We start from the raw sequence: 21,077 nt of genomic DNA, 5'->3' as shown, positions 1-21,077 counted from the left end.
ATGTATAATAACAGTATTATATCACTGAATCTAGTCATTCCCTAAAAGATAGAGGAACGGCCGGGGTGGAGGGAGGTCATCTTCTGCATAAATATCATTTGACTCGCCGTCAGTTCATTGCAGGTGGAATGGGGATAATCGGAACCACCTTTTTTCTATATTACGAGCGGCATTCAGTTGCTGTAACCAAGTACCGCGTTTCGATTGCCAACTTACCCAAAGAATTTGAGGGATTCACGATTCTGCATCTGACGGATTTGCATAGCAAAAGATATGGCCGGGAGCAAAAGACCCTGCTTGATTTGGTCCATCAATTCAGCTTTGATATGGTCGCACTTACCGGTGATTTCATTGATAAAGATAATGCTGATTTCACCGCCGGCCGGGAATTGATTCAAGGGCTTCGTCCTAAACCGATTTTCTTTGTGTCGGGCAATCACGAATGGCGTTATCAGTTTCATATCCGGGAGCCTCTGATTAATGAGGGAGTGCATGTTCTTCAAAACGAGGCGTATACGTACAGCATCGGGAATTCCCATATCTGGATCGTCGGGGTCAATGATCCGTATACGTACAGGGATGACTTGCGTAAGGCCACAGGCCGGATATTCGATCAGGCCCCGAAAATACTGCTGGCTCATGCTCCCGATATTTTAACGAAAGCAGCCGGGGATGACATAGAATTGGTGCTTGTCGGGCATACGCATGGTGGACAAATTAGGCTGCCGCTGCTCGGGGCTATTTATGTTCCGGGACAAGCGTTGTTTCCAAAGTATGATTATGGAGAGTTTCAGTATAAAAACACAAGTATGATCATCAATTGCGGCTTAGGGGAAAGTACCCATTTCCCGTTCAGGTTTTGCAGCAGACCAGAAATTGTGCTGGTGAAACTAGTGAGTTGACGCGGTACGAGTGAGTTAACAAGATGAGCAGTAAACAAATCAGTGATTTTTGACAGATATAGAATCTAGGATCGAACGAATGGCGTTGCTCGTGCTGTCCGGGAAAAAAGCTTGATCCGTAAAAAAGGAGATTCTGACAACTTCGTTGTTGTCATTCAATTCCAGCCAGTATTCCTGCGAGCTTATAACATTTTCGCCAAAATCAGCTGACCAGCTTTCTTCAAATCCGTTCCAATGATTTAAGGACGTACGTTTTAGAACATAACTTATAAAGTTATAAGTACTTCTGGCTTTGCTGTCTTGAAGGAAATGCTCAAGGTCGGCTGCCCGCCAGATCTGGAGATATCCCCTGAAGCTGAGTTTACTGTCCGTAAAATAGATGTTCAGACGCATTTCCTCTCCTTTGTCGGGAGTCAAATGCACTTCAGTTGTAGCTGGAAATTGTGCTTTGACTGCATAATTATCCACCTGATATTCATACGTCCGGTCGTTTTGGAAGGATGCAATTGCCGGTCCTTCCAGATATAGATATTGGATTAGCAAGGCAACAACCACGGCACATGCGGTCCTTAATAATGTTTTTATCTGCATAGCTACTCCTTTCCGACATAGTCTTACATATCTTTTTATTAGTGCCTTTTGAAACGGTTATTGAATTTTATGAAAGAAACGGACAATAAAGAATCGTTGACAAGAGAGAGCATACTGTATATATTATATATACACAGTATGCTCTCTCTTGTCCGGGTTTAGCTTTAAATAAACGAGGATGATGCATGAATATCATTATTTCACACATGAGCGGAGAACCGATTTATCAGCAAATCATCAATCAGATCAAAACATTGATCCTGGCGGGAGATCTGATCGAGGGGGAAATGCTTCCTTCGATCAGGCAGCTTGGGAAGGATTTGCGTATCAGTGTCATTACAACCAAAAGAGCCTATGAGGAATTGGAACGGGAGAAGTTTATTTACTCTGTTCCGGGAAAAGGGTCTTTTGTTGCTCTGCAAAACTGTGAGGCAAGGATCGAAAATAAACGAAAACAGATTGAAGAAATGTTGAAAGACGTTGTCAAGGAAAGCAGGCTTCTGAATTTAAGCCTTGCTGAAATCACAGAAATATTAAAGAACGTCTATGACGATATGACCCCGGCAAAGTAAGATAAGTCCTTCGGTAATATGTCAAGACCCTAAGCGAGTCAATTTTTCAGTAAGTTAATAATCAGTGGGTAAAAAAGACAATAAGAAACCATCTCATTCCCAAAAAGATATGGGAAAAAGTTACAAAAATGGGATTTCAATTATCGTAGTTCATGCTTAGTTTGCATTCCCCCTATTGCCATGTGGCATATAGATTTGGTTGCTGCGTAGCAGAGCATCAACCATACGGACGAGTTTACGTGCAGTAAGCACTAGAGCACGGCGATGATGGTGAGTCTTACTTTCCGAGAATTTACGTTGGTAGAAGGCTTTGTACTCCGGTTCCTTTTGGCGTACTAAATTAGCAGCCTGGATGATATAACTGCGCAAGTAGGTGTTGCCGGTTCGGGTTAAGGGTGTGTCATCGGCTGTAAAATCACCTGACTGGTGAGAACGCCAGGTTAACCCAATAAACTTTGCTAAGGCTCCTTCATTTGGAAAACGACGGATGTCTCCAATCTCAGCAATAATACCAGCTGAAAGCACTGGGCCAATACCGGGAACGGTAATGAGCGTATTAGAGAAATGCCTGATTTCTGCTTCGATCGCCTTATCGATTTTCTTTACCTGCTTCTCTAAAGTGTGGATGGTTTCGATGCTCGTGGCCAGGATAAGGTTAATGGGTTGCAATAGGCTTCCACGTAGTCGATGGGCCTTGCGGGCGGCTTCCTTCAACTCTCTGGCTTTGGCTTCTGGATCCTCGAAATGACTTTTTCCTTTCTCCATGAGGAAATCAATCAGTTCATCAAGCGGTCGAGCCGCAACCTCTTCTGGAGAAAAAAACTCAAGTGTCAAGGATTCAGAAGTAGCGCCGAAAGTGTTGCTAAAAACCGTACCTTGGGCAAGCGTGCTAAACTTCAAGAACAAGTTCGTGAGAAAATAGTTCTTCTCTCTGGAGATCATCTCAATCATATGACAACGAAAGCGAGTGAGGCGCTGTAATGGTAAGTAGCGGAAATCAACCTGAGAGCCTTCTGGGAGCCGGCCGAAGCGTAAACGTTCGGCAATGACCCAGGCATCAATCCAGTCGTTCTTCGGAAGGTCCACATAAGCTTTCTTGAAATTAGCAACGACCTTGGGGTTAAAGGAATAGATTTGGGGCTGTAAAGGTGCTAAACAAGGGTCTTCCGCCAAGAACATTTGTAACGGCCAACTGTACACGGAAGTGGCCTCTAAACCAATAACCAGCCGGTCCTCATTCTCTTTAGCGCAGGCTTCAGAGAGATATCGGGTAACTTGCTCACAACCAGGCTGATCATTCAAAGCCCGCAGTTTTTTTACCGGTTCATTACCCCGCTCATCTAAGATTCGCACTTTAAAATCACTGGAACTCACATCAATACCGACAAATAAACTCAAGTAAAATCACCTCACTTTCTGAGCCGAAGAATGTGTAAGATTAACGTTGGGACCAGGCACCACAACAGGTCAACAACCTCGCCGAATCAGCACTTGTCTTAAAAAGACCTTGGATCCAGCCGATCTGCTACCATCGGAGGGGATTCCCTTTAAGCTGTGCAACCTTCGAGTTAAAAGTTCAAATTGTGGGCTGGCAGTCAGACTTAATAAAGAGGTCAAAGCCTCAAGGAGGAGAAGGCCTTGCCAGAACGAACCTCACGGTACCATTTTGCCTGAAATCCCAACAAACTTAAATACTATTTTGTTAAAGAACGATCTGAGGAATCTTTTTAGTGAAAGTGTGTTCCTTTAAAGGGGAAAAGCCATTTGTTAGTCATCAAAAGAGTCTCTAACAAAAAGGGTTTCCCCCGCACCCCCTTCCCAAAATCAAGTATTCCTCATCCTGAGCCTGTGGGCAGTGCCATCCTGTGGAAAAGCACTTTGGGGTCTGTCTTAAAAGAGCTTTCCCAACAGGCTTTGGACAAGTTGAATTTGAAGTATGCTTTGGGGTTGACTTGTCCACACTGCCCACAGGCACGATGGCTACATGGAGTATGCGTTATCCTGCGCGCATCTTGTTGATGTTAACCATACTAACTGAATTTCCAGTTTTCTATGGTCATTTAAATACCCCACGTTCCATTAGTTTTTTGGACTCGTGGGGTGGAACTAAATCAATTATACGAGGAGGATAATAAAGTGAGTGAAACAGACCCTGTCAGAAGGAACAGCAGCAGTCTGATCCTGGAAATCCAGGGATTAGGAAAATATTTTTCGGAGTTTGAGCTTTCAGATGTTACATTCAGTTTGGAAAAAGGTTACCGTTTAGGTTATATGCGTTCCAGGTGGGCCAATTTCATCTCTATGTTTGTTATTTTTGGGCTTATTGGCGCGATGGGTCAGTTGATAAAAATACCTGCCGGTGAATTGGAAACCACAAATCAGGAATTGGAGCAGCTTACTGCGGTACTGAATGGGTATGCCGGTCCGGTCATTTGCCTTATGATGTTTGTTGTTGGAATGGTTCTGTTGGTACTTTCGTTCAAGGTTTCTGTCCGAATCTATAAAAACAAAGACTTTTAACACTGCTGAGAAGCAGTTGCTTAAAGATCTTAAAGAAAAAAAGGCATTAATTTTGCCTTTTTTGCGTATTATGGTTATTATTGACTTGATACCTTTTCCGATATATCAATGAATGTGTAAACTCTGTTTGGAATTTAAGCAGGATAGAGTGAAGAATCGCAATGATTGATTGCGTGATGCTTGATAACGTCAAGAACCGTATTGATTTTAAACGGTTTCTGGATAATCCCCTTGAAATTTGTGGTTTTCGGCAGCTTCCTTTCTTCAATATCTGAACCGGAAATCATAATTACCGGGATATCTTTCAGATTTTTTTGAGCTGAAATCTTCTCAATAAATTCGCAGCCATTGAGTATAGGCATGGAATAGTCTGTAAGAATCAAATTTGGGTGAGGGCAGCTCTTCAGCATAGTAAGAGCTGAATATCCATTTGACGCGATAATTGGAGTATAGCCATTGCCAATTAGCATTGTTGACAGAAGATTGGCTATACTTGTGTCGTCGTCGATGACCATTACAACAGGCCTCAACTGTCGTTCCTCCTTCTAAAATTTTCTTATTTTGCAACCTTTATCAGTATACACTACAATAAGGAAGAAAAATGTTGATGCCTGTCAAAGGCCGAAAAAAAATAATTTGACTGTTTTTTAGAAGAAAATCGTTTATTTCCAATAGTTTTAAGGCCTGCCCATTTATTTTGGTTACAGAAAGAAATGTCATTTATCGTAAAAAAGTTAGTAAATTTTGTATTTTTTTTGATGTGTAGATTATGCGTAAAATTTAGCTTTACTGGAGTGTTTGAATGGCAAGGGTTGAACTGATCGCAGTAACGGCATTTGGGCTTGAAGCTGTCGTTGCGCGGGAACTTAAAAATCTGGGGTATGAAAATACAGAGGTTCAGAACGGTAAGATATCATGGACAACAAATGAAGAAGGGATTTGCCGGGCCAATCTGTGGCTGAGGTGTGCGGACCGTATCAGTTTGAAGATGGGTGAGTTTGAAGCCCGGAGCTTTGAGGAATTATTCCAGCAAACGAAAGCATTGCCCTGGGAGGAATGGCTGCCGGTGGACGCCTGTTTTCCGGTGACCGGAAAATCGGTTAAATCTCAGCTGCATAGTGTTCCAGACTGCCAGGCGATCGTTAAGAAAGCGATTGTGGAGAGACTGAAGGATACCTATGGCGTCAGCTGGTTTGAAGAGACAGGAGCCCTCTATGCCGTACAGGTCTCTATTCTGAAAGATACTGTTACGCTGACCATCGATACTTCCGGTAAGGGATTAAACAAACGCGGCTATAGGCAAATGGCCGGGGAGGCTCCATTAAAAGAAACACTTGCTGCCGCAATGGTCTATCTTAGCTACTGGAAACCCGACCGTGTTCTTCTGGATCCTTTTTGCGGAACAGGAACGATTCCGATTGAAGCGGCTTTTATCGGGCAGAACCGGGCACCTGGTCTGGCCAGGGCATTTTCGGCTGAACGTTGGACGAACATTGCGGAAAAACATTGGCGAAAAGCAAGAGAAGAAGCAGAAGATCTCTGGCAAAGAAATGAGGAACTTGCAATCTATGGTTCGGATATTGATCCAGCTGCTTTACGCTTAGCCAGGGAACACACCAGAGAAGCAGGTCTGGAAGGAAAAATATTTTTTCAGAGGCTGCCGGTCAAAGAAGTCCGCTCCAGATTTAAATATGGCTGTATCATTACGAACCCTCCATACGGGCAAAGGCTTGGAACAGCAGAAGAAGCTGAAACTGCTTATCAGGAACTTGGCGAGGTTCTGGAGAGACTCGAAGATTGGTCCCTGCATATGCTCACTTCGCTGCCAAAACCAGAAAGGTTCATTAAAAAAAGGTGGGATAAAAGCCGGAAATTATATAATGGAAGAATTGAGTGCCATTATTATCAGTTTTTTGGGCCCAAACCTCCAAAAGACGCGAAAAATAACCTATAGATTATTTCTAAAAAAAGAATAAAATATGGATAGGATAATTTTAAAGATGAGAAGGAAATATAAGGATTATGATGGATAAAAAGGATATAACTGAAAAGCTCGAGCCTCTCTACGACAAAAAGGTCGAATGCCTTTTATGCGGTCAGGAATTCGTGACCAAGAAAATCCGGTCAAGGTTCATTAAGCCGCGCAAGGTCGACAGCGATTTTGGTCAGATATTTGAGCAAGATGACAATAGTCCGTTATTCTACTATGTCATGGTCTGCCCTCATTGCGGTTTTTCTTTCACAGAGGATTTTTCCAAAATCATGGCACAAAATGTTCGCAAAAAAACTCTCGAGGAGATCTCCGGCAAGATGGACCACAGTAAAGACTTTTGTGGAGAGCGGGATTATCAGATGGCAGTCAGAACGTTTAAGCTAGCGATCTACTTTGCCCAGCTGATTAAAGAAAAACATGTTGTGCTGGCAAGGATCTGTCACCGCCTGGCGTGGATTTACCGCGGAGCCGGAATTGCTGAAGAAGAGATGAGATTTATGAATCTGGCCTGTACCGAATATGAACAATCTTTTCTTTATACGGATTTCAATCCGGAATTGACTCCGGAAATCCAGATTTTATATTTGATCGGTGAATTGAACCGCAGACTAGGAAAATACAACGAAGCTGTCAAATATTTTTCTACAGTCAGTGAACATCCTGACAAAAGCCGGTACATGAAATATGTCAATATGGCCAGAAATCAGTGGAGCGAAGCTGTCCAGGAATATCGGGAGAGCAAGACCAAACAGCAAATACAGCCAAACGTAAAATCAGAATAACTGAAGGGTGTATCAATTATAAACAGGAGTAATGATGAACAGTATAGCTGTAAAGCAAATTTATGAGGCAACAGAGGCTAAGATTGGGGAGCGTCTGCAAATCTCAGGCTGGGTAAGGACGGTCAGAGCATCCAGAGAATTTGGTTTTATCGAATTTAATGACGGCAGTTGCTTCAGAAACCTACAAATCGTCTATGGTCAGGATCTGCTAAACTTTTCCGAAGTCAGCCGACTCGGAGCCGGTTCCGCCATAACTGCGGAAGGGGTACTGGTTTCCTCTCCGGGGACAAACCAGGCTTTTGAGCTAAAAGCCGAGAAGATCCAAATCGAAAATGCCTGTCCGGCTGATTATCCGCTGCAGAAGAAAAAGCATAGTCTGGAATTTCTTAGAACGATTGCGCACCTCCGTCCCCGGACCAATACATTCTCGGCTGTATTCAGACTCAGGTCTGTCATTTCAATGGCCGTGCATCAGTTTTTTCAGGATAAAGGCTTTGTCTATGTGCATACGCCAATCATCACAGGAAGTGATGCCGAGGGAGCGGGAGAAATGTTTCGGGTATCCACACTGAAGCTTGATCATCTGCCGCGTGATGACCGGGGAGCAGTGGATTATCGTCAGGACTTTTTTGGTAAGGAGACAAATCTTACGGTAAGCGGACAGCTGAATGCCGAAAGTTTTTGCCTTGCGTTTAAAGATGTCTACACATTTGGACCGACTTTCAGGGCAGAAAACTCCAATACGGCCAGGCATGCAGCTGAATTTTGGATGATTGAGCCGGAGATTGCCTTTGCAGAGTTAAACGATATCCAAAATCTCGCCGAGGAAATGATGAAGTATCTGATTGCTTATGCGCTGGAACACTGCCCGGACGAAATGGCGTTTTTTAGTAAGTTTATCGATAAAGAACTGCTGGCCCGGCTGAACAATGTTTTAGATTCGGAATTTGGCCGTCTGTCCTACAGCGACGCCATCGAGATTTTAAAGAAAGCCAATACGGATTTTGCTTATCCTGTGGAATGGGGATTAGACCTGCAAACTGAGCACGAACGTTTTTTAACCGAAAAGGTATTTGGAAAACCACTTTTTATTACAGATTACCCCAAGGAGATTAAGGCTTTTTACATGAGGCAAAACGATGATCAGCAGACGGTGGCTGCGATGGACCTGCTTGTTCCGGGTGTCGGTGAAATCATTGGCGGCAGTCAGAGAGAAGAAAGAACAGATTTGCTGACAAAACGAATTGCTCAGCTTGGAATGAGTGCGGAGCATTATGGCTGGTACCTTGAACTCAGAAAATATGGTGGGGTAAAACATGCAGGCTTCGGCCTCGGCTTTGAGCGCCTGATCATGTATTTAAGCGGGATTTCCAATATCCGTGATGTCATCCCGTTCCCGAGAACCGTGAAGTCCGCAGATTTCTAGCAAAAATTATTTTTAAATATTTACCCAAATGAGACATACAGATTTACTAGTCCTAAAATAATAATTATTGCGGCATTAATGGAAAATATTCTGACAGAATTAGCCGCAGAGACTAAATTAATGATATAATCCCTAATTGGAGTACAATTTTTTTAATGTTCTATTTTCAAGGAGGAAATTCCCAATGCCCAATAAAGAAATGCTCTTAATTCCCGGCCCGACACCTGTAGTCGACGAAATTTATGAGGCGCTTTCCCGGGAAACAATGTCCCATACGGATATGCGTTTTGCAGGTATTTTCAGCGAAGCTCTCGCTCAGACCAGAAAAATGTTCAATACGGATGGCGAAGTTTTTGTTATCGCCGGATCCGGAACACTAGCCATGGAAATGGCACTGGCCAATACGGTTGCCCGCGGTGAGAAGCTGCTCATCGTAAGCCATGGCTATTTTGGAGACCGCTTTATCGGAGTTGCGAAAGCTTTAGGGATTGAAGCTGAAGTACTGGCTGCTGAGTGGGGCAAACAAATTGAACCGGCTCAGATCGAAGAAAAGCTGCAGCAAGGCGGATTTAAAGCTGTTACGGTAACCCACGCGGATACATCAACGGGAGTAGCTGCTAATCTGGACAAAGTTGTTCCGACAGTCAAAAAGTATGGCGCGCTCTTTATTTTAGACGGTGTATGTGCTTCCGGCGGACTTGAAGAAGATATGGGCAAAGCCTATGGTACTGACGATTATAAGATTGACGTTGTTTTGACCGCATCTCAGAAAGCGATTGGGGTTCCTCCTGGACTTGCGATTGTGGCCTTTGGACCGAAAGCCCTAGAATCCAGAGCGAAAATGGATGGTGTCAACAGTTACTATATGGATATCAGCAACTGGAGCCCGGTCATGAAAGAGCCCCAGAAATATTTTGCGACCCACCCGATCAATATGATCTATGGCTATGCAGAAGCTATGAAAATCATTGCGGCCGAAGGAACGGCAGCACGTTATCGTCGGCATACAGCGATTGGCAAAGCAATCCGTGCGGCGGTCAGATCCATGGGCATGAATATTTTTGCTGCGGAAGAAGTCGCTGCTCCGACTTTAAGCTGCATTCTTTATCCAGAAGGAATCAACGATGCCGAATTCAGAGCCGTACTCGCGAAGAAAGGGCTGATCGTAGCCGGATTACTCGCTTCTCTGGCCGGAAAAGGCTTCAGATTGGGACATATGGGGAACACCACGAATGATATTTTCTGCAAAGCGCTCGAAATCATTGGTGAAACACTCGGAGAAATGGGATTCCCGGTGGACAGCGCGAAAGCCGTCCAGGTGTTCAAGGACGTTTTTGCTGAGAATAATAAATAAACCACTAAATTGCTCAAAAGTAAGAGATTTGAGGCTCTATGTAAAAGGTTGGGGTGAACCCCTAAACAAGAGTAACTCTAAACCGATATGATGCTGATAATAGTTTTTGACTGTTATCAGCATTTTTTTTGAGCTAAGCTAAGGTTGACGACATGGTGCCATCCGCTTTTCGGCTGTTTATTCTACTGAATGCCCAAAATATTGTAGACTTGCACAGAATGCGGTAAAGCGAGCGAAAACCGCAGCGTCAAGACATGCTAATGGTTCACATGCTGAAAAGCCCAGTGGTTCTAGCATGTTAGCAAGGATTTGAGCGAGTAGCCACGAAAACGTGCGAGCGGAATATCTGTGTAAGGCTACAATTGCCTAAGAATAAGAATAAGAATAAGAATAAGAATAAGAATAAGAAAAAGACGTCTTAAATGATTTGAGACGTCCCTCAGAGAATAAGTTACAAGGCAATCCGCTTTTTCTTGGATTAAGGTTACCCAGGCTTTATTTCCCTCTCAAATAATCCGCCATTTTCGGCATGAAATACGGGATGATCTCGTCTAGCATTTTAGGCATGAGTACCTCCATCGTTTTGGGCATCAGGTTTGGCATCTGTTCTTCGAGGTACTCCGGCATCGGGATGGCTTCGCTTACTTTCTCAAGCATTCGCGGCATGACTTTATCCATGATGTCCGGGAGCAATCCGGGGAATAAGGAAGGCATCACGCTTTTCATCATGGAGATCATCGGCTCTTTGAACACTTCCGGCGCGTTCATCACCATTTTCATCATGTTCCTGTATGTGTCCGGCATGGCTTCAATCATCTCCGGAATTAGACCGGCCATCATATCGGCCATTCCCCAGGGGGTCATCATTCGGATCATTCCGTCAAAGACAGCCCATTTCTCATCGATGACCGGATCTGAGCACGGAATGTCATAGCCAAGGCTTTCGGCGGCCAGCGTAGATAAATCGCGGATCTTAATTGGCAGATGATTATCCTCGGCCGAGATTTTTAACTGGACCCTGCAGCAGGGACAGGCGGTAATAATCGTATCTGCACCGCACTCTATCGCTTCCTCAATCCGGGAAGCACCAATCTCAGAGGCGACCTTCGGATCAGCCACTAGGGAGATCACGGCGCCGCAGCAGTGCGCATCATAATGGTGAAAACGCATTTCCCTGAAGTTTGAGCCGGGGATTGCGTTGATCAGCGTACGTGGACCTTCAAATCTGGCTCCGGCCCGTCCCATATGACAAGGATCATGGTAGGTTGCCTGAAGGTTAAGTTCTTTGGCAAGCTTAAACTCTCCCGCTTCAATCTTTTCGGCCAAAACATCCGCATAATGTTTGGCATGCAGATCATATTCAATATTGTTGTCTTTGGCCCAATGGCGGTAATAGATTTCCCAGACCAGCCAGCAGGCCGGACAGGTTGTAATAACGGTCTTGGCCCCGGTCTGTTTCATCGCGGCAATATTTTTAGCTGCTGTTTCATTGAAGACTTCCCAGCGTCCGGATACGAGCATCGGTATGCCGCAGCACTGTTCTTTGTTGCCGAGATAAGCATATTTGATCCCTGCTTCCTTTAACAGCAAAGCAGTAGACTGGGCAATATCCTGTTCGACGAAGGATGAGGTACAGCCAGGGAAAAAGGCGTATTCGGCTTTTTCCTGGACACTGTCCCGAACCTCGTCAATGATCCATTTATCCCTGTCCTTAGCGTATCCGCCCCAAATATTGCCCTGCTGGCGCATCGTATTGGCCATGATTTCAAAAGGAGGAAATGTCCTGTACCCGAGTCCGTCTACCAGCAGCCCCCGCAGTTTTAGCCAGGAAGATTCATTCGGCAAATCCAGCTGACAGGTCCTGTTGCATAATTCACACGTCGTGCAGGCCAAGAAAGTGTCAACAGCACGCTGGGTAAATTCGACTTCCCCTTCCAGAAGAAGTTTTAAAAACGTCCATTTGCCGCGCGGGGATTGGGACTCCCAACCCCGGCCGTAATATTGATCACATTGATCGACACAGTAGCCACATTGCGAACAGGCGTAGGCATACCAGACAATGTCACCCGGAATGCCTTTTCTCTCCTTGAATACTTCACCGGGATCTTTGGCTTTGGCCAAATTGCCGAATATTTTGAGGATCGGGTCAAGCGTACCTGCAAGTTCAATTCCCCTGGACAAAAAACTGTTGTCCAGGACTTTGCCCGGATTCATCATTTTATTCGGGTCAACCTGCTTTTTGAATGCGGTCAGTTTTTTGACCCTGTCCTTGCCTAAGATCTTTTCGACGAACCCGATAAAATATAAGCCGGACGCATACGGTCTGCCCTGGTATTTCTGAGCGGTGTTCAGAATAGACAGAGAAAGCGCATAAGCAAGATTGAAGTTAAACTGCCTTTCATCATGCAGGATGAAACCCAGCAGAACAAATTCCTGGGAATTTGTCGCGAAGCCCTCCAGAATAAATGGGTGCTTAACCTCGGCCGTAATCTCTTGAATGACTTTATCGAGGTTTTCCAGCGGGATAATAACCTCGCTTGGAATCAGGGAAGGGGCAATTCTCTTGGCCCTGACGGGTTCAAAACGGGCATCCCATTCATGTCGGGCGATTTCGGCGGAGAGAAATTCTCCGTTGTTTTTTTGGGCGATTTCCATCACATCGGCCTGAACAAGATCGCAATGGTCGTTGGTACAAGACAGAATCGCTATATATTTTTCGGGCAGAATCGGTCTGTGCTCATCCGTGACTCGCTCCCCGTGATGATAATGCGGCGGTAGATTATTCTTTAATCTCGCAGCGTCCGGGTTGATAAACGATACCGACCATAAAGGCACTTTGCGGGAAAACAAATCTTTCATGAATCCTGCAAGATGGTCCGGATTGCCAAAAGCGATGGCTTTGACATGCATTGGTTTCAGCATTTTAACCCGGATGCTGATCTCGCTGATTAAACCAGTGATTCCATTAACGTCCGAAACCAGATCCAGACCCGAACCCTGCATGAATTTGACAGAGCCATCTGGCAAGACAACTCTGGCAGACAGTACATTGTCTCGGAAGTAGCCAAATTCATAACTGCCGATTCCAGCACCGCCCTGCGCAAGCCATCCGCCGACCGTCGAAGAAGGAGCACTTGTCGGGTATAACGCCAGCGTCAGGTTCTTTTGGTTCAGGTGATACTCGAGTTCATTCCAGACAACGCCCGGCTGTATAGTTGCACTGCTTTCCTGTTCGGAGATATCGAGGATTTTTTTCATCCGGTTAAATTCGACGATTAGCCCACCGTCAACCAGCAGTACGCCGCCATAACCGGATGTTGCTTTCCCTCTTGGAATTAAGCTGATTTGATGCCGGTTCGCATAGGTCACGAGGTGAACAAGTTCATCTTCGGATGACGGTTGAACAATACCGTCCGGAATAGGATTACCGGCAAAGGGTTTAATCATGGAGGGCATTACTCCCATATCGTGGGCATAAATTTTTCTTTCCAGGGCGTTGAAGTTTATCCGGTCCCCCCAGATTGACTTCAAATCTTCAATGACTTCTTTCTGAATGGTCAAGGCCATACACTCCTTTCGGATCATTGATTAACAATGCGAAATCAGAGATAAAAAAGTCAAATAATATCCCACTGTGTCAGAATATTCTTCATTTTTAGAGATTTACCTCTCTCTAAACAAGCCAAATATAGAAATATTTATAAGAGTTTGGCAAAGTAATATCCTTATATTCTTTGTAATAATCATAGAAATTTATAATTAAGTTGGCTGTAAAAATTTGGACTGACAGAACAGATGATTTTTGGCGGATAAACCACTCCTAACCAAGCCAGAATAAGAAGAAAGCTGAATCGGAGCTGGCATGAAAAACAGCAAAGAAATGCGGTGCAATAGAAATAACTTCGGGTGAGGTGAAAGTATGGATCAGAATTTCAATGAAAAAAAACAAAAAAAAATATTCAGTATTATAACGGTAAGTCTTATTCTATGTCTGGTTCTTTCTGCTGCCAGTCAGGCTGCTCTTGGAGACCGGACACTGTCCAAGGGTTCCAGAGGTTCTGAAGTCAAAGCCTTGCAGAGCAAACTGGTCCAACTCGGGTATCAGGTCGGAAAAGTTGACGGTATTTATGGAAAGTCAACCCTGGCTGCCGTCAAAAGATTTCAAAAAAGCAGAGGATTAAAAGCTGACGGCATAGCCGGAGACAAAACGATTCGGGAGTTAAAAAGACTGACAGGTGAAAGTACTACCTCTTCCGGGAAACAGGTAGGTTTTAAGAACGCCGATTTTCAGCTGCTTGCTCGGTGTGTTTATGCGGAAGGCCGCGGGGAACCGTATATTGGTCAGGTCGCGATCGGGGCCTGTATCATGAATAGGATTAAAAGTTCCTCCTTCCCGAAAACCATCGCCGGTGTCATTTACGAGCCAAAGGCCTTTTCGGCAGTAGATGACGGTCAGATCAACCTTCAACCTGATGAAACCGCCATTAAGGCAGCCAGGGAAGCGATGAACGGATCTGATCCGACCAATGGAGCGGTCTATTATTTTAATCCCGACAAGACCACCAATAAATTTGTCTGGTCAAGACCGCAGATCAAAAAAATTGGCAAACATATTTTTACACGTTAGGGGGGGTACCGATGAACGCTGAATCAAAAAAAAAGCTGCTTTCCTGGCTGTCCTTGACGTTAGGGATTGCGCTGATCTTCTCTCTGGGCTGGGGTTATTATGAGTTCAGGGAACTCAAAGAGTATAAGACGGAAACAGAAAACCAGTATTCGAGGGCTTTTACGGATCTTGTGGCGTCGTTAAACGAAGTGGAAACAAGTATAGCCAAAGCAAAGGTTGCGGGTAGCACGGCCCAAAGGGTGCTTTATCTCGGAGAAACCTGGAAGGGAAGCGAAAGTGCGGTCAGCCGCCTTGGCCAGCTGCCGGCAGACGAGGTCGGGATTAGCTATGTTGACACGTTTATCAACCAGGTCAGCGATTTCAGCAAGGCCATGACCCGCAAGATGGCTGCTGCCGCCGTGATGAGTGCTGAGGAGCAGGCCACATTGAACAAAATGCATGAAAGAGTGATAGAAATCAACCGCTCAGTTCAGCAAGTTTACAATCAGTTTAATTCCGAGAACCTCGCCTGGGTGGACAAACCCAAAGGATTGCTGCAAAAAATCGGTCTCGGAAAATCCATTCAGACCGCCGCTCAGGGTGATGAAAACAGCGGAAAGACCAATCAGCAAAATCAACAGGCAGCTGCCCAAACGCCAACTTCTGTCAGAGGCGGGTTGAAGCAGCTTGATGTCAGCCTTCAGAAATATCCTCCATTCACATATCAGGGAGAACTGGACAAGCATTATGTGGATAAGCCGCTTGGTTTACCGGAAGGAGAAATTAATGAAAGCAAAGCCGTGGAGGTTGGCAAGCGTTTTCTTGAAGATTTGGGGCAGACAGGTGCGGCTCCACAGTTAAGCGGTTTAAGCGACAACCTCCTCGGAGGATTTAATCTTACGTATAAGGACAGCTATTTGGAGGTCAGCAAAAAAGGCGGTGTCGTCACGTTTTACCGGGACCAGCGTGAATTAAACGATCGCCAGCTCGATGTCAAAAAAACCTTGGATAGTGCCTATGCCTCTCTGGCCAGGATAGGATGGGATCTGGTCGTAACTTCTTCCGAGGATCTCGGGTCCTATGTTTTGGTTGATGCAGTTCCGCGGGAGAACGGGACACTGCTGTATCCTGACAAGATCAGGCTGACCATAGCAACAGATAACGGTCAGATCATTGGCTTTGACGCTAACCCCTACTATGCGTATCATCATCAACGAAATCTGAATCGCGTGCTTACACTGGAGCAGGCCAAGGCAAAACTCAAGAAAGAATTTAAGATCATCGAAACAAAAATGGCGGTGATCTCAAAATTAGGGACAAATGAAGCCTTTTGTTATGAATTCAGAGGGACGGCATTTGGGGAGGAGTATATGGTTTATATCAATGCGCTGAATGGAACGGAAGAAAAAATTAGCAGGGTTGTCAATACGCCTGCCGGAAAATTAATCCAGTAAGGATTAAGATAAGAATTAACAAAATAAGTATTGAAAAAAAATGCATTTCCAATATAATTGGTAAATGTAAAATAATTAAGCAGAGAAAGACCTTCTTTTTCTGCTTAATTATTTGGGCGCTGGTATTTTTACTGAAAATGTATTAAAATTTATTTTAGTTATGTACATTTCCAGCGGTCCTATGAAGGAGGAGCTTCAGGTTTGAGCGTTTATGAGAAAATCAGGGAAAATATCAGTAAAAAATTAGAACAGGCGATCCTCTGTGCACGCGAAAAAGGAGCGTTGGCTTTTCAGGAAATACCTTCTTACGTTTTAGAAGAACCAAGAGAACGTGAGCATGGTGATTTGGCGACTAACCTTGCTATGCTTTTAACCAAACAGGCAAAAAGAGCTCCGCGGGATATAGCAGCAATCATTATTGATAATCTGGATACGGCAGATACCTGGATTACCTCAAGTGAAATAGCCGGACCCGGATTTATTAATTTCCGCCTGGATCCTGCCTGGCTGACAGGCGTAATTCCTGAAATATCTGCCCAGGGTGAAAAATACGGGTTTGTCAACATCGGCCAGGGTGAAAAAATTCAGGTTGAGTTTGTCAGTGCGAATCCGACAGGCCTTTTGCATATGGGGAATGCCAGAGGAGCTGCTTTGGGGGACAGTTTGGCCTCACTGCTGGCGATGGCCGGGTACGAGGTCAGCAGGGAATTTTATATCAATGATGCAGGCAATCAGATTCATAATTTTGCGCTATCGCTGGAAGCCAGATATCTCCAGCTTATGGGGGTTGAAGTACCTTTCCCGGAGGCCGGGTATCATGGTGAAGATTTGATTGATACTGTCAAAAATATCATTGAAAAAGACGGAGATCAATATGTCCGAATGAAAGAACAGATCCGCCGGGATATTCTTGTCAGTTATGCTCTTAAAGAAAAAATTAATGATATCAAAGAAACGTTGGCGGATTTTGGCGTTTTCTATGATGTATGGTTCAGTGAAAAGTCTTTGCATGAGTCCGGCTATATTCGTGAGACGATGAAGCGGCTGGAAGACAAAGAATATATTTATGAAAAGGAAGGTGCTCTCTGGCTGAAAGCAATCCTTCCGGGAGATGAAAAAGACGAAGTCATTGTGCGCGGCAATGGGGTTCCGACCTATTTTGCAGCGGATATTGCGTATCACCGCAATAAGTTCGAACGGGGTTTTAAAAAGGTTATCAATATCTGGGGAGCAGACCACCATGGACATGTCGCCCGCATGAAAGGCGCAATGCAGGCTCTGGGATACAGCCCTGATTCTCTTCAGGTCATCCTCATGCAGCTCGTAAGGCTGATTCAGGACGGAGATATCGTCAAGATGTCAAAGCGTTCCGGTCAGTATATCACGCTGAGGGAACTGATTGATGAAGTTGGCAAAGATGCAGCCAGGTTCTTCTTCCTGCTGCGTGACCCGGATTCTACGGTTGAGTTTGACCTTGACCTGGCCAAATCCCAGTCCGCCGATAACCCGGTTTACTATGTGCAGTATGCGCATGCTCGGTTGTGCAGTATCTTAAGACAGGCGGAAGAACAGGGTTTCGAATCGCAGCTGATTCCTGGTGAATATCAGCTGGCGCTTCTTGTTTCTGCGGAGGAAAGAGATCTATTGAAGAAATTGGCGGATCTGCCTGGGGAAATTGTGCTGGCAGCAAAGCTAACCGAACCGCACAGGCTTGCAAGGTATGTGCTTGACTTGGCGGCGCTATTCCATACTTTTTACAATAGTCAGCGTGTTCTGATTGAGGATCCCGATTTGCGGACAGCCCGGCTGGGACTGATTCGCTCAACCAGACAGGTATTGGCGAATGTCTTGAAGATACTGGGTGTATCGGCCCCGGAAAGAATGTAAACTTATCTTTGGAAGTTAATTAATTTGACATACAACGTAGCACAGGACTCTAGACTTTAGAATTTTATGAGATAAGGAAAGGGTAGAAAAGGATGACGAAATTTATATTTGTTACCGGAGGCGTAGTAAGTTCCCTGGGTAAAGGAATAACAGCCGCTTCTTTGGGATGTTTATTGAAGAAAAGGGGACTCAAGGTCGCAATCCAAAAATTTGACCCCTATATTAATGTCGATCCTGGAACAATGAGCCCTTACCAGCATGGAGAAGTGTTTGTTACCGATGACGGAGCGGAAACCGATCTTGACCTCGGGCACTACGAAAGATTTATTGATGTTCCGTTATCCAAAAACAGCAATGTGACTGCAGGAAAGATTTACTGGTCGGTCATCACCAAGGAACGCAAAGGCGACTATCTTGGCGGCACGGTTCAAGTGATTCCTCATATTACGAATGAGATTAAAGAACGTATTTACCGGGTTGCCAGAGAGAGTAATCCCGATGTTGTGATTACTGAAATTGGCGGGACTGTCGGCGATATGGAGTCACTGCCGTTTTTGGAAGCCATTCGTCAGGTCCGTGGAGATATGGGGAAAGAGAATGTCTGTTATATCCACGTCACCCTTCTTCCTTATCTGTCGGCTTCCGGTGAGGTTAAGACCAAACCGACGCAGCATTCGGTCAAGGAACTTAGAGGTATCGGAATTCAGCCCAATATTTTGGTTTGCCGGGCTGACAAGGCAATTGACGATGATCTCAAAGAAAAACTAGCTTTATTATGTGATATTGACAAAGAAGCTATCATAACTAATACCACAGCTCCGACGATTTATGAGGTTCCGCTTCGTCTTCAGGAAGAAGGTATGGATGATATCGTTCTGTGCTGTTTGGGTATTAAAGCCCCCAAAGCGGATATGTCAACGTGGGAAAAAATGGTCTTGAAGATTAAGTCTCCATGCAGGTATACAGAAATTGCGATTGTCGGCAAATATGTCACTTTACCCGACGCCTACCTCAGCGTAGCAGAAGCCTTGCGCCATGCCGGCATCGATCAGGGGGCCGGTGTAAAAATCCGCTGGATTAATTCTGAGGAGCTTGAGGTTCCAGGGGCAGATTTGGGGCAGATATTTACCGGAATTAAAGGCATCCTGGTACCGGGAGGATTCGGAAACAGAGGGATTGAAGGGAAGCTCAAGGCGATCCAGTATGCCAGAGAGAACAAAGTACCGTATTTAGGCATTTGTCTCGGGATGCAGTGTGCCATCATTGAATTTGCCAGAAACGTCTGTGGGCTAAAAGGCGCGAATAGTACAGAATTTAACCCTGATACGGAGTATCCCGTGATCGATTTGCTGCCGGAACAAAAAGATATTGAAGATATGGGCGGGACGATGCGTCTGGGGATTTCTCCGGTCAGGGTCAAACCGGATACCCTTGCCAACTCGGCGTATTCCAGTGAAGTGATTTATGAGCGGCATCGTCACCGCTATGAAGTGAACAATTATTACCGGGAAATCCTCGAGAAGAACGGCATGGTATTCTCGGGCACATCCCCGGACGACAGACTCGTTGAAATATCGGAATATCCGGATCATCCCTGGTTTGTGGCTTCTCAGTTTCACCCTGAATTTAAGTCCAGACCGAACCGGCCGCATCCACTCTTCAAGAACTTTGTCACTGCAACACTGAAGGAAATATAAGACAGCAAACAACAGATGTTTAAGATCATATGATTACGTTTAAAATTAATAGGATAACAGGATGAAGAAAAACGTTTTTTGCCAGTCAACCGGTTCACGTCGAACTGGGTGATTGGTATTTCTATGAATTGTATTTCCGAAGATGATAGAATGGAATGTCTTTGGGAGGAGTGAAAAAATGGAATTTACGGCAAGGTGGCTCACAATTGAAGATAAAGCAAAGTTTAATTCCTTTATTTGTAAGCATCCCAAAGGGCATGCGATGCAATTATGGGAATGGGGAGACATTAAAGGAAGAACGGGCTGGAAACCCTGGAGGCTTGCAGTGGAAAAAGATGGTGAGATTTTTGCTGCTGCAACAATTCTCGAAAGGAAACTGCCGTTGCTGGGGACCCCCATTTTTTACTGTCCGCGCGGTCCGGTCGTTGATATGCACGACAGCGAAAAAATGGCAGCCGTCCTGGAAGCAATCAGGAAGCTGGCGCAAAAACGCAAGGCGATTCTCTTAAAGATTGATCCTGATGTATCTTCAACCGATCAGGTTCTGGCAGGTATTTTGAAAGCCCAGGGCTTTAATAAAATGGATACAGGAAAGAATTTTGAAGGTGTTCAGCCGAAGTTTGTATTCCGTCTGGACATTTCGCCGGATGAAGAGACCTTGCTCGCGAATATGCATCAAAAAACCCGCTATAATATCCGCCTTTCCTCTAAAAAAGGTGTCGTGATCCGGAAAGGATTAAGAGAGGATCTACCGGAATTTTTCCGTGTGCTCAAGGAAACGACCGAGCGGGATAATTTCCTGGTAAGGTCTTATACCTATTTTGAAGATCTGTATGATACGTTGGTGCCGGCAGGTTTTGCCGAACTTTTTGTTGCCGAATATGAAGGAAAGATTGTTGCAGGAACGCTGGCCTTCATTACAGGGGAAAAAGCCTGGTATATCTATGGGGCATCATCAAATTCTTATCGCAATGTCATGCCCAACTATTTGATTCAGTGGGAAATGATTTGCTGGGCCAAAGCCAATGGTTGTACGCTCTATGATTTCAGAGGAGTATCCGGGGATTTGGACGAGAGTAACCCGCTGTATGGACTGTATAAATTTAAAAAAGGTTTTAATGGCGAGTTTACAGAATTCATCGGGGAATGGGACTATGTTTACAGGCCTGTCCTGTATGTGATTTGGCAGATTGCTGAAAAAGCTTACTCCGGGAAACTGAAAGGAATGCTTGCCCGGATGCGCAGGCCGCGGAATAAATAATTCCATGTAATTTCTTAAATGATCTCTTAAAT

At 44.9% G+C, this 21,077-nt stretch carries 16 protein-coding genes; 12 read left to right on the top strand and 4 right to left on the bottom strand.

What is annotated here, in order from left to right; all coding sequences use genetic code 11:
• Window positions 1–128: 128 nt before the first annotated feature.
• Window positions 129–902, top strand: coding sequence for a metallophosphoesterase (locus DHBDCA_RS14325; RefSeq protein WP_242824927.1), 774 nt, complete (start codon window positions 129–131; stop codon window positions 900–902).
• 39 nt (window positions 903–941) lie between these two features.
• Here DHBDCA_RS14325 and DHBDCA_RS14320 read toward each other — a convergent pair whose 3' ends face one another.
• Window positions 942–1,493 (bottom strand): hypothetical protein, encoded by a 552-nt coding sequence (locus DHBDCA_RS14320; protein ID WP_015044951.1) that lies wholly within the window; start codon window positions 1,491–1,493, stop codon window positions 942–944.
• Window positions 1,494–1,678: 185 nt separating this feature from the next.
• Here DHBDCA_RS14320 and DHBDCA_RS14315 point away from each other — a divergent pair, with 185 nt between their 5' ends.
• Window positions 1,679–2,065, top strand: coding sequence for a GntR family transcriptional regulator (locus DHBDCA_RS14315; RefSeq protein WP_015044950.1), 387 nt, complete (start codon window positions 1,679–1,681; stop codon window positions 2,063–2,065).
• Window positions 2,066–2,221: 156 nt separating this feature from the next.
• Here DHBDCA_RS14315 and DHBDCA_RS14310 read toward each other — a convergent pair whose 3' ends face one another.
• On the bottom strand, window positions 2,222–3,463 hold the full coding sequence (locus DHBDCA_RS14310; protein ID WP_015044949.1) for an IS110 family transposase: 1,242 nt from the start codon (window positions 3,461–3,463) through the stop codon (window positions 2,222–2,224).
• Window positions 3,464–4,201: 738 nt separating this feature from the next.
• On the opposite strand from DHBDCA_RS14310, the gene DHBDCA_RS14305 reads away from it, so the two are divergent.
• Window positions 4,202–4,585 (top strand): ABC-2 transporter permease, encoded by a 384-nt coding sequence (locus DHBDCA_RS14305; RefSeq protein ID WP_015044948.1) that lies wholly within the window; start codon window positions 4,202–4,204, stop codon window positions 4,583–4,585.
• Window positions 4,586–4,719: 134 nt separating this feature from the next.
• Here the strand turns inward: DHBDCA_RS14305 and DHBDCA_RS15115 are convergent, their stop codons facing one another.
• Window positions 4,720–5,115, bottom strand: coding sequence for a response regulator (locus DHBDCA_RS15115; protein WP_242824926.1), 396 nt, complete (start codon window positions 5,113–5,115; stop codon window positions 4,720–4,722).
• Window positions 5,116–5,387: 272 nt separating this feature from the next.
• On the opposite strand from DHBDCA_RS15115, the gene DHBDCA_RS14295 reads away from it, so the two are divergent.
• The 4 genes from DHBDCA_RS14295 (at window position 5,388) to DHBDCA_RS14280 (ending at window position 10,140) form a co-directional block, all read left to right on the top strand.
• The gene (locus DHBDCA_RS14295) at window positions 5,388–6,539 is read left to right on the top strand and encodes a THUMP domain-containing class I SAM-dependent RNA methyltransferase (protein WP_015044946.1); all 1,152 of its coding nucleotides are present in this window, start codon (window positions 5,388–5,390) and stop codon (window positions 6,537–6,539) included.
• Window positions 6,540–6,607: 68 nt separating this feature from the next.
• Complete coding sequence (locus tag DHBDCA_RS14290; protein ID WP_015044945.1) at window positions 6,608–7,360, top strand: DUF2225 domain-containing protein; 753 nt, start codon at window positions 6,608–6,610, stop codon at window positions 7,358–7,360.
• Window positions 7,361–7,394: 34 nt separating this feature from the next.
• Window positions 7,395–8,786 (top strand): asparagine--tRNA ligase, encoded by a 1,392-nt coding sequence (gene asnS / locus DHBDCA_RS14285; protein ID WP_015044944.1) that lies wholly within the window; start codon window positions 7,395–7,397, stop codon window positions 8,784–8,786.
• A 184-nt stretch (window positions 8,787–8,970) separates the two neighbouring features.
• Window positions 8,971–10,140 carry a pyridoxal-phosphate-dependent aminotransferase family protein gene (locus DHBDCA_RS14280; protein ID WP_015044943.1) on the top strand — a complete coding sequence of 390 codons (1,170 nt, stop codon included), beginning with the start codon at window positions 8,971–8,973 and terminating at the stop codon, window positions 10,138–10,140.
• A gap of 495 nt (window positions 10,141–10,635) precedes the next feature.
• On the opposite strand, the gene DHBDCA_RS14275 is transcribed toward DHBDCA_RS14280, so the two are convergent.
• A complete protein-coding gene (locus tag DHBDCA_RS14275; protein WP_015044942.1) occupies window positions 10,636–13,707 on the bottom strand; it encodes an FAD-binding and (Fe-S)-binding domain-containing protein in 3,072 nt (1,023 codons plus the stop codon).
• A 352-nt stretch (window positions 13,708–14,059) separates the two neighbouring features.
• On the opposite strand from DHBDCA_RS14275, the gene sleB reads away from it, so the two are divergent.
• The 5 genes from sleB to DHBDCA_RS14250 all read left to right on the top strand — a co-directional run bounded on the left by sleB (window position 14,060) and on the right by DHBDCA_RS14250 (window position 21,045).
• Complete coding sequence (gene sleB / locus DHBDCA_RS14270) at window positions 14,060–14,767, top strand: spore cortex-lytic enzyme (RefSeq protein ID WP_015044941.1); 708 nt, start codon at window positions 14,060–14,062, stop codon at window positions 14,765–14,767.
• Between the two features lie 11 nt (window positions 14,768–14,778).
• Window positions 14,779–16,200, top strand: a complete 1,422-nt coding sequence (locus DHBDCA_RS14265; RefSeq protein WP_015044940.1) for a PepSY1/2 domain-containing protein — start codon at window positions 14,779–14,781, stop codon at window positions 16,198–16,200.
• 201 nt (window positions 16,201–16,401) lie between these two features.
• Complete coding sequence (gene argS / locus DHBDCA_RS14260) at window positions 16,402–18,087, top strand: arginine--tRNA ligase (RefSeq protein WP_015044939.1); 1,686 nt, start codon at window positions 16,402–16,404, stop codon at window positions 18,085–18,087.
• A 92-nt stretch (window positions 18,088–18,179) separates the two neighbouring features.
• Window positions 18,180–19,784, top strand: a complete 1,605-nt coding sequence (locus tag DHBDCA_RS14255; RefSeq protein ID WP_015044938.1) for a CTP synthase — start codon at window positions 18,180–18,182, stop codon at window positions 19,782–19,784.
• Between the two features lie 178 nt (window positions 19,785–19,962).
• Window positions 19,963–21,045: a lipid II:glycine glycyltransferase FemX gene (locus DHBDCA_RS14250; RefSeq protein ID WP_015044937.1), complete on the top strand. Its 1,083-nt coding sequence runs from the start codon at window positions 19,963–19,965 to the stop codon at window positions 21,043–21,045.
• Window positions 21,046–21,077 lie beyond the last annotated feature (32 nt).

Source organism: Dehalobacter sp. DCA (genome assembly GCF_000305775.1).
GTDB classification, from domain to species: Bacteria; Bacillota; Desulfitobacteriia; order Desulfitobacteriales; family Syntrophobotulaceae; genus Dehalobacter; species Dehalobacter alkaniphilus.
Note: the sequence above shows the minus strand (reverse complement) of the source record. Positions and strands in the feature narration are given on the sequence as shown.

Bases quoted from the DNA above. Each gene is read 5' to 3' on its own strand.
- DHBDCA_RS14325 (WP_242824927.1), top strand. From the start codon at position 129: ATGGGGATAATCGGAACCACCTTTTTTCTATATTACGAGCGGCATTCA.
- DHBDCA_RS14320 (WP_015044951.1), bottom strand. From the start codon at position 1,493: ATGCAGATAAAAACATTATTAAGGACCGCATGTGCCGTGGTTGTTGCC.
- DHBDCA_RS14315 (WP_015044950.1), top strand. From the start codon at position 1,679: ATGAATATCATTATTTCACACATGAGCGGAGAACCGATTTATCAGCAA.
- DHBDCA_RS14295 (WP_015044946.1), top strand. From the start codon at position 5,388: ATGGCAAGGGTTGAACTGATCGCAGTAACGGCATTTGGGCTTGAAGCT.
- DHBDCA_RS14290 (WP_015044945.1), top strand. From the start codon at position 6,608: ATGATGGATAAAAAGGATATAACTGAAAAGCTCGAGCCTCTCTACGAC.
- asnS (WP_015044944.1), top strand. From the start codon at position 7,395: ATGAACAGTATAGCTGTAAAGCAAATTTATGAGGCAACAGAGGCTAAG.
- DHBDCA_RS14280 (WP_015044943.1), top strand. From the start codon at position 8,971: ATGCCCAATAAAGAAATGCTCTTAATTCCCGGCCCGACACCTGTAGTC.
- DHBDCA_RS14275 (WP_015044942.1), bottom strand. From the start codon at position 13,707: ATGGCCTTGACCATTCAGAAAGAAGTCATTGAAGATTTGAAGTCAATC.
- sleB (WP_015044941.1), top strand. From the start codon at position 14,060: ATGGATCAGAATTTCAATGAAAAAAAACAAAAAAAAATATTCAGTATT.
- DHBDCA_RS14265 (WP_015044940.1), top strand. From the start codon at position 14,779: ATGAACGCTGAATCAAAAAAAAAGCTGCTTTCCTGGCTGTCCTTGACG.
- DHBDCA_RS14255 (WP_015044938.1), top strand. From the start codon at position 18,180: ATGACGAAATTTATATTTGTTACCGGAGGCGTAGTAAGTTCCCTGGGT.
- DHBDCA_RS14250 (WP_015044937.1), top strand. From the start codon at position 19,963: ATGGAATTTACGGCAAGGTGGCTCACAATTGAAGATAAAGCAAAGTTT.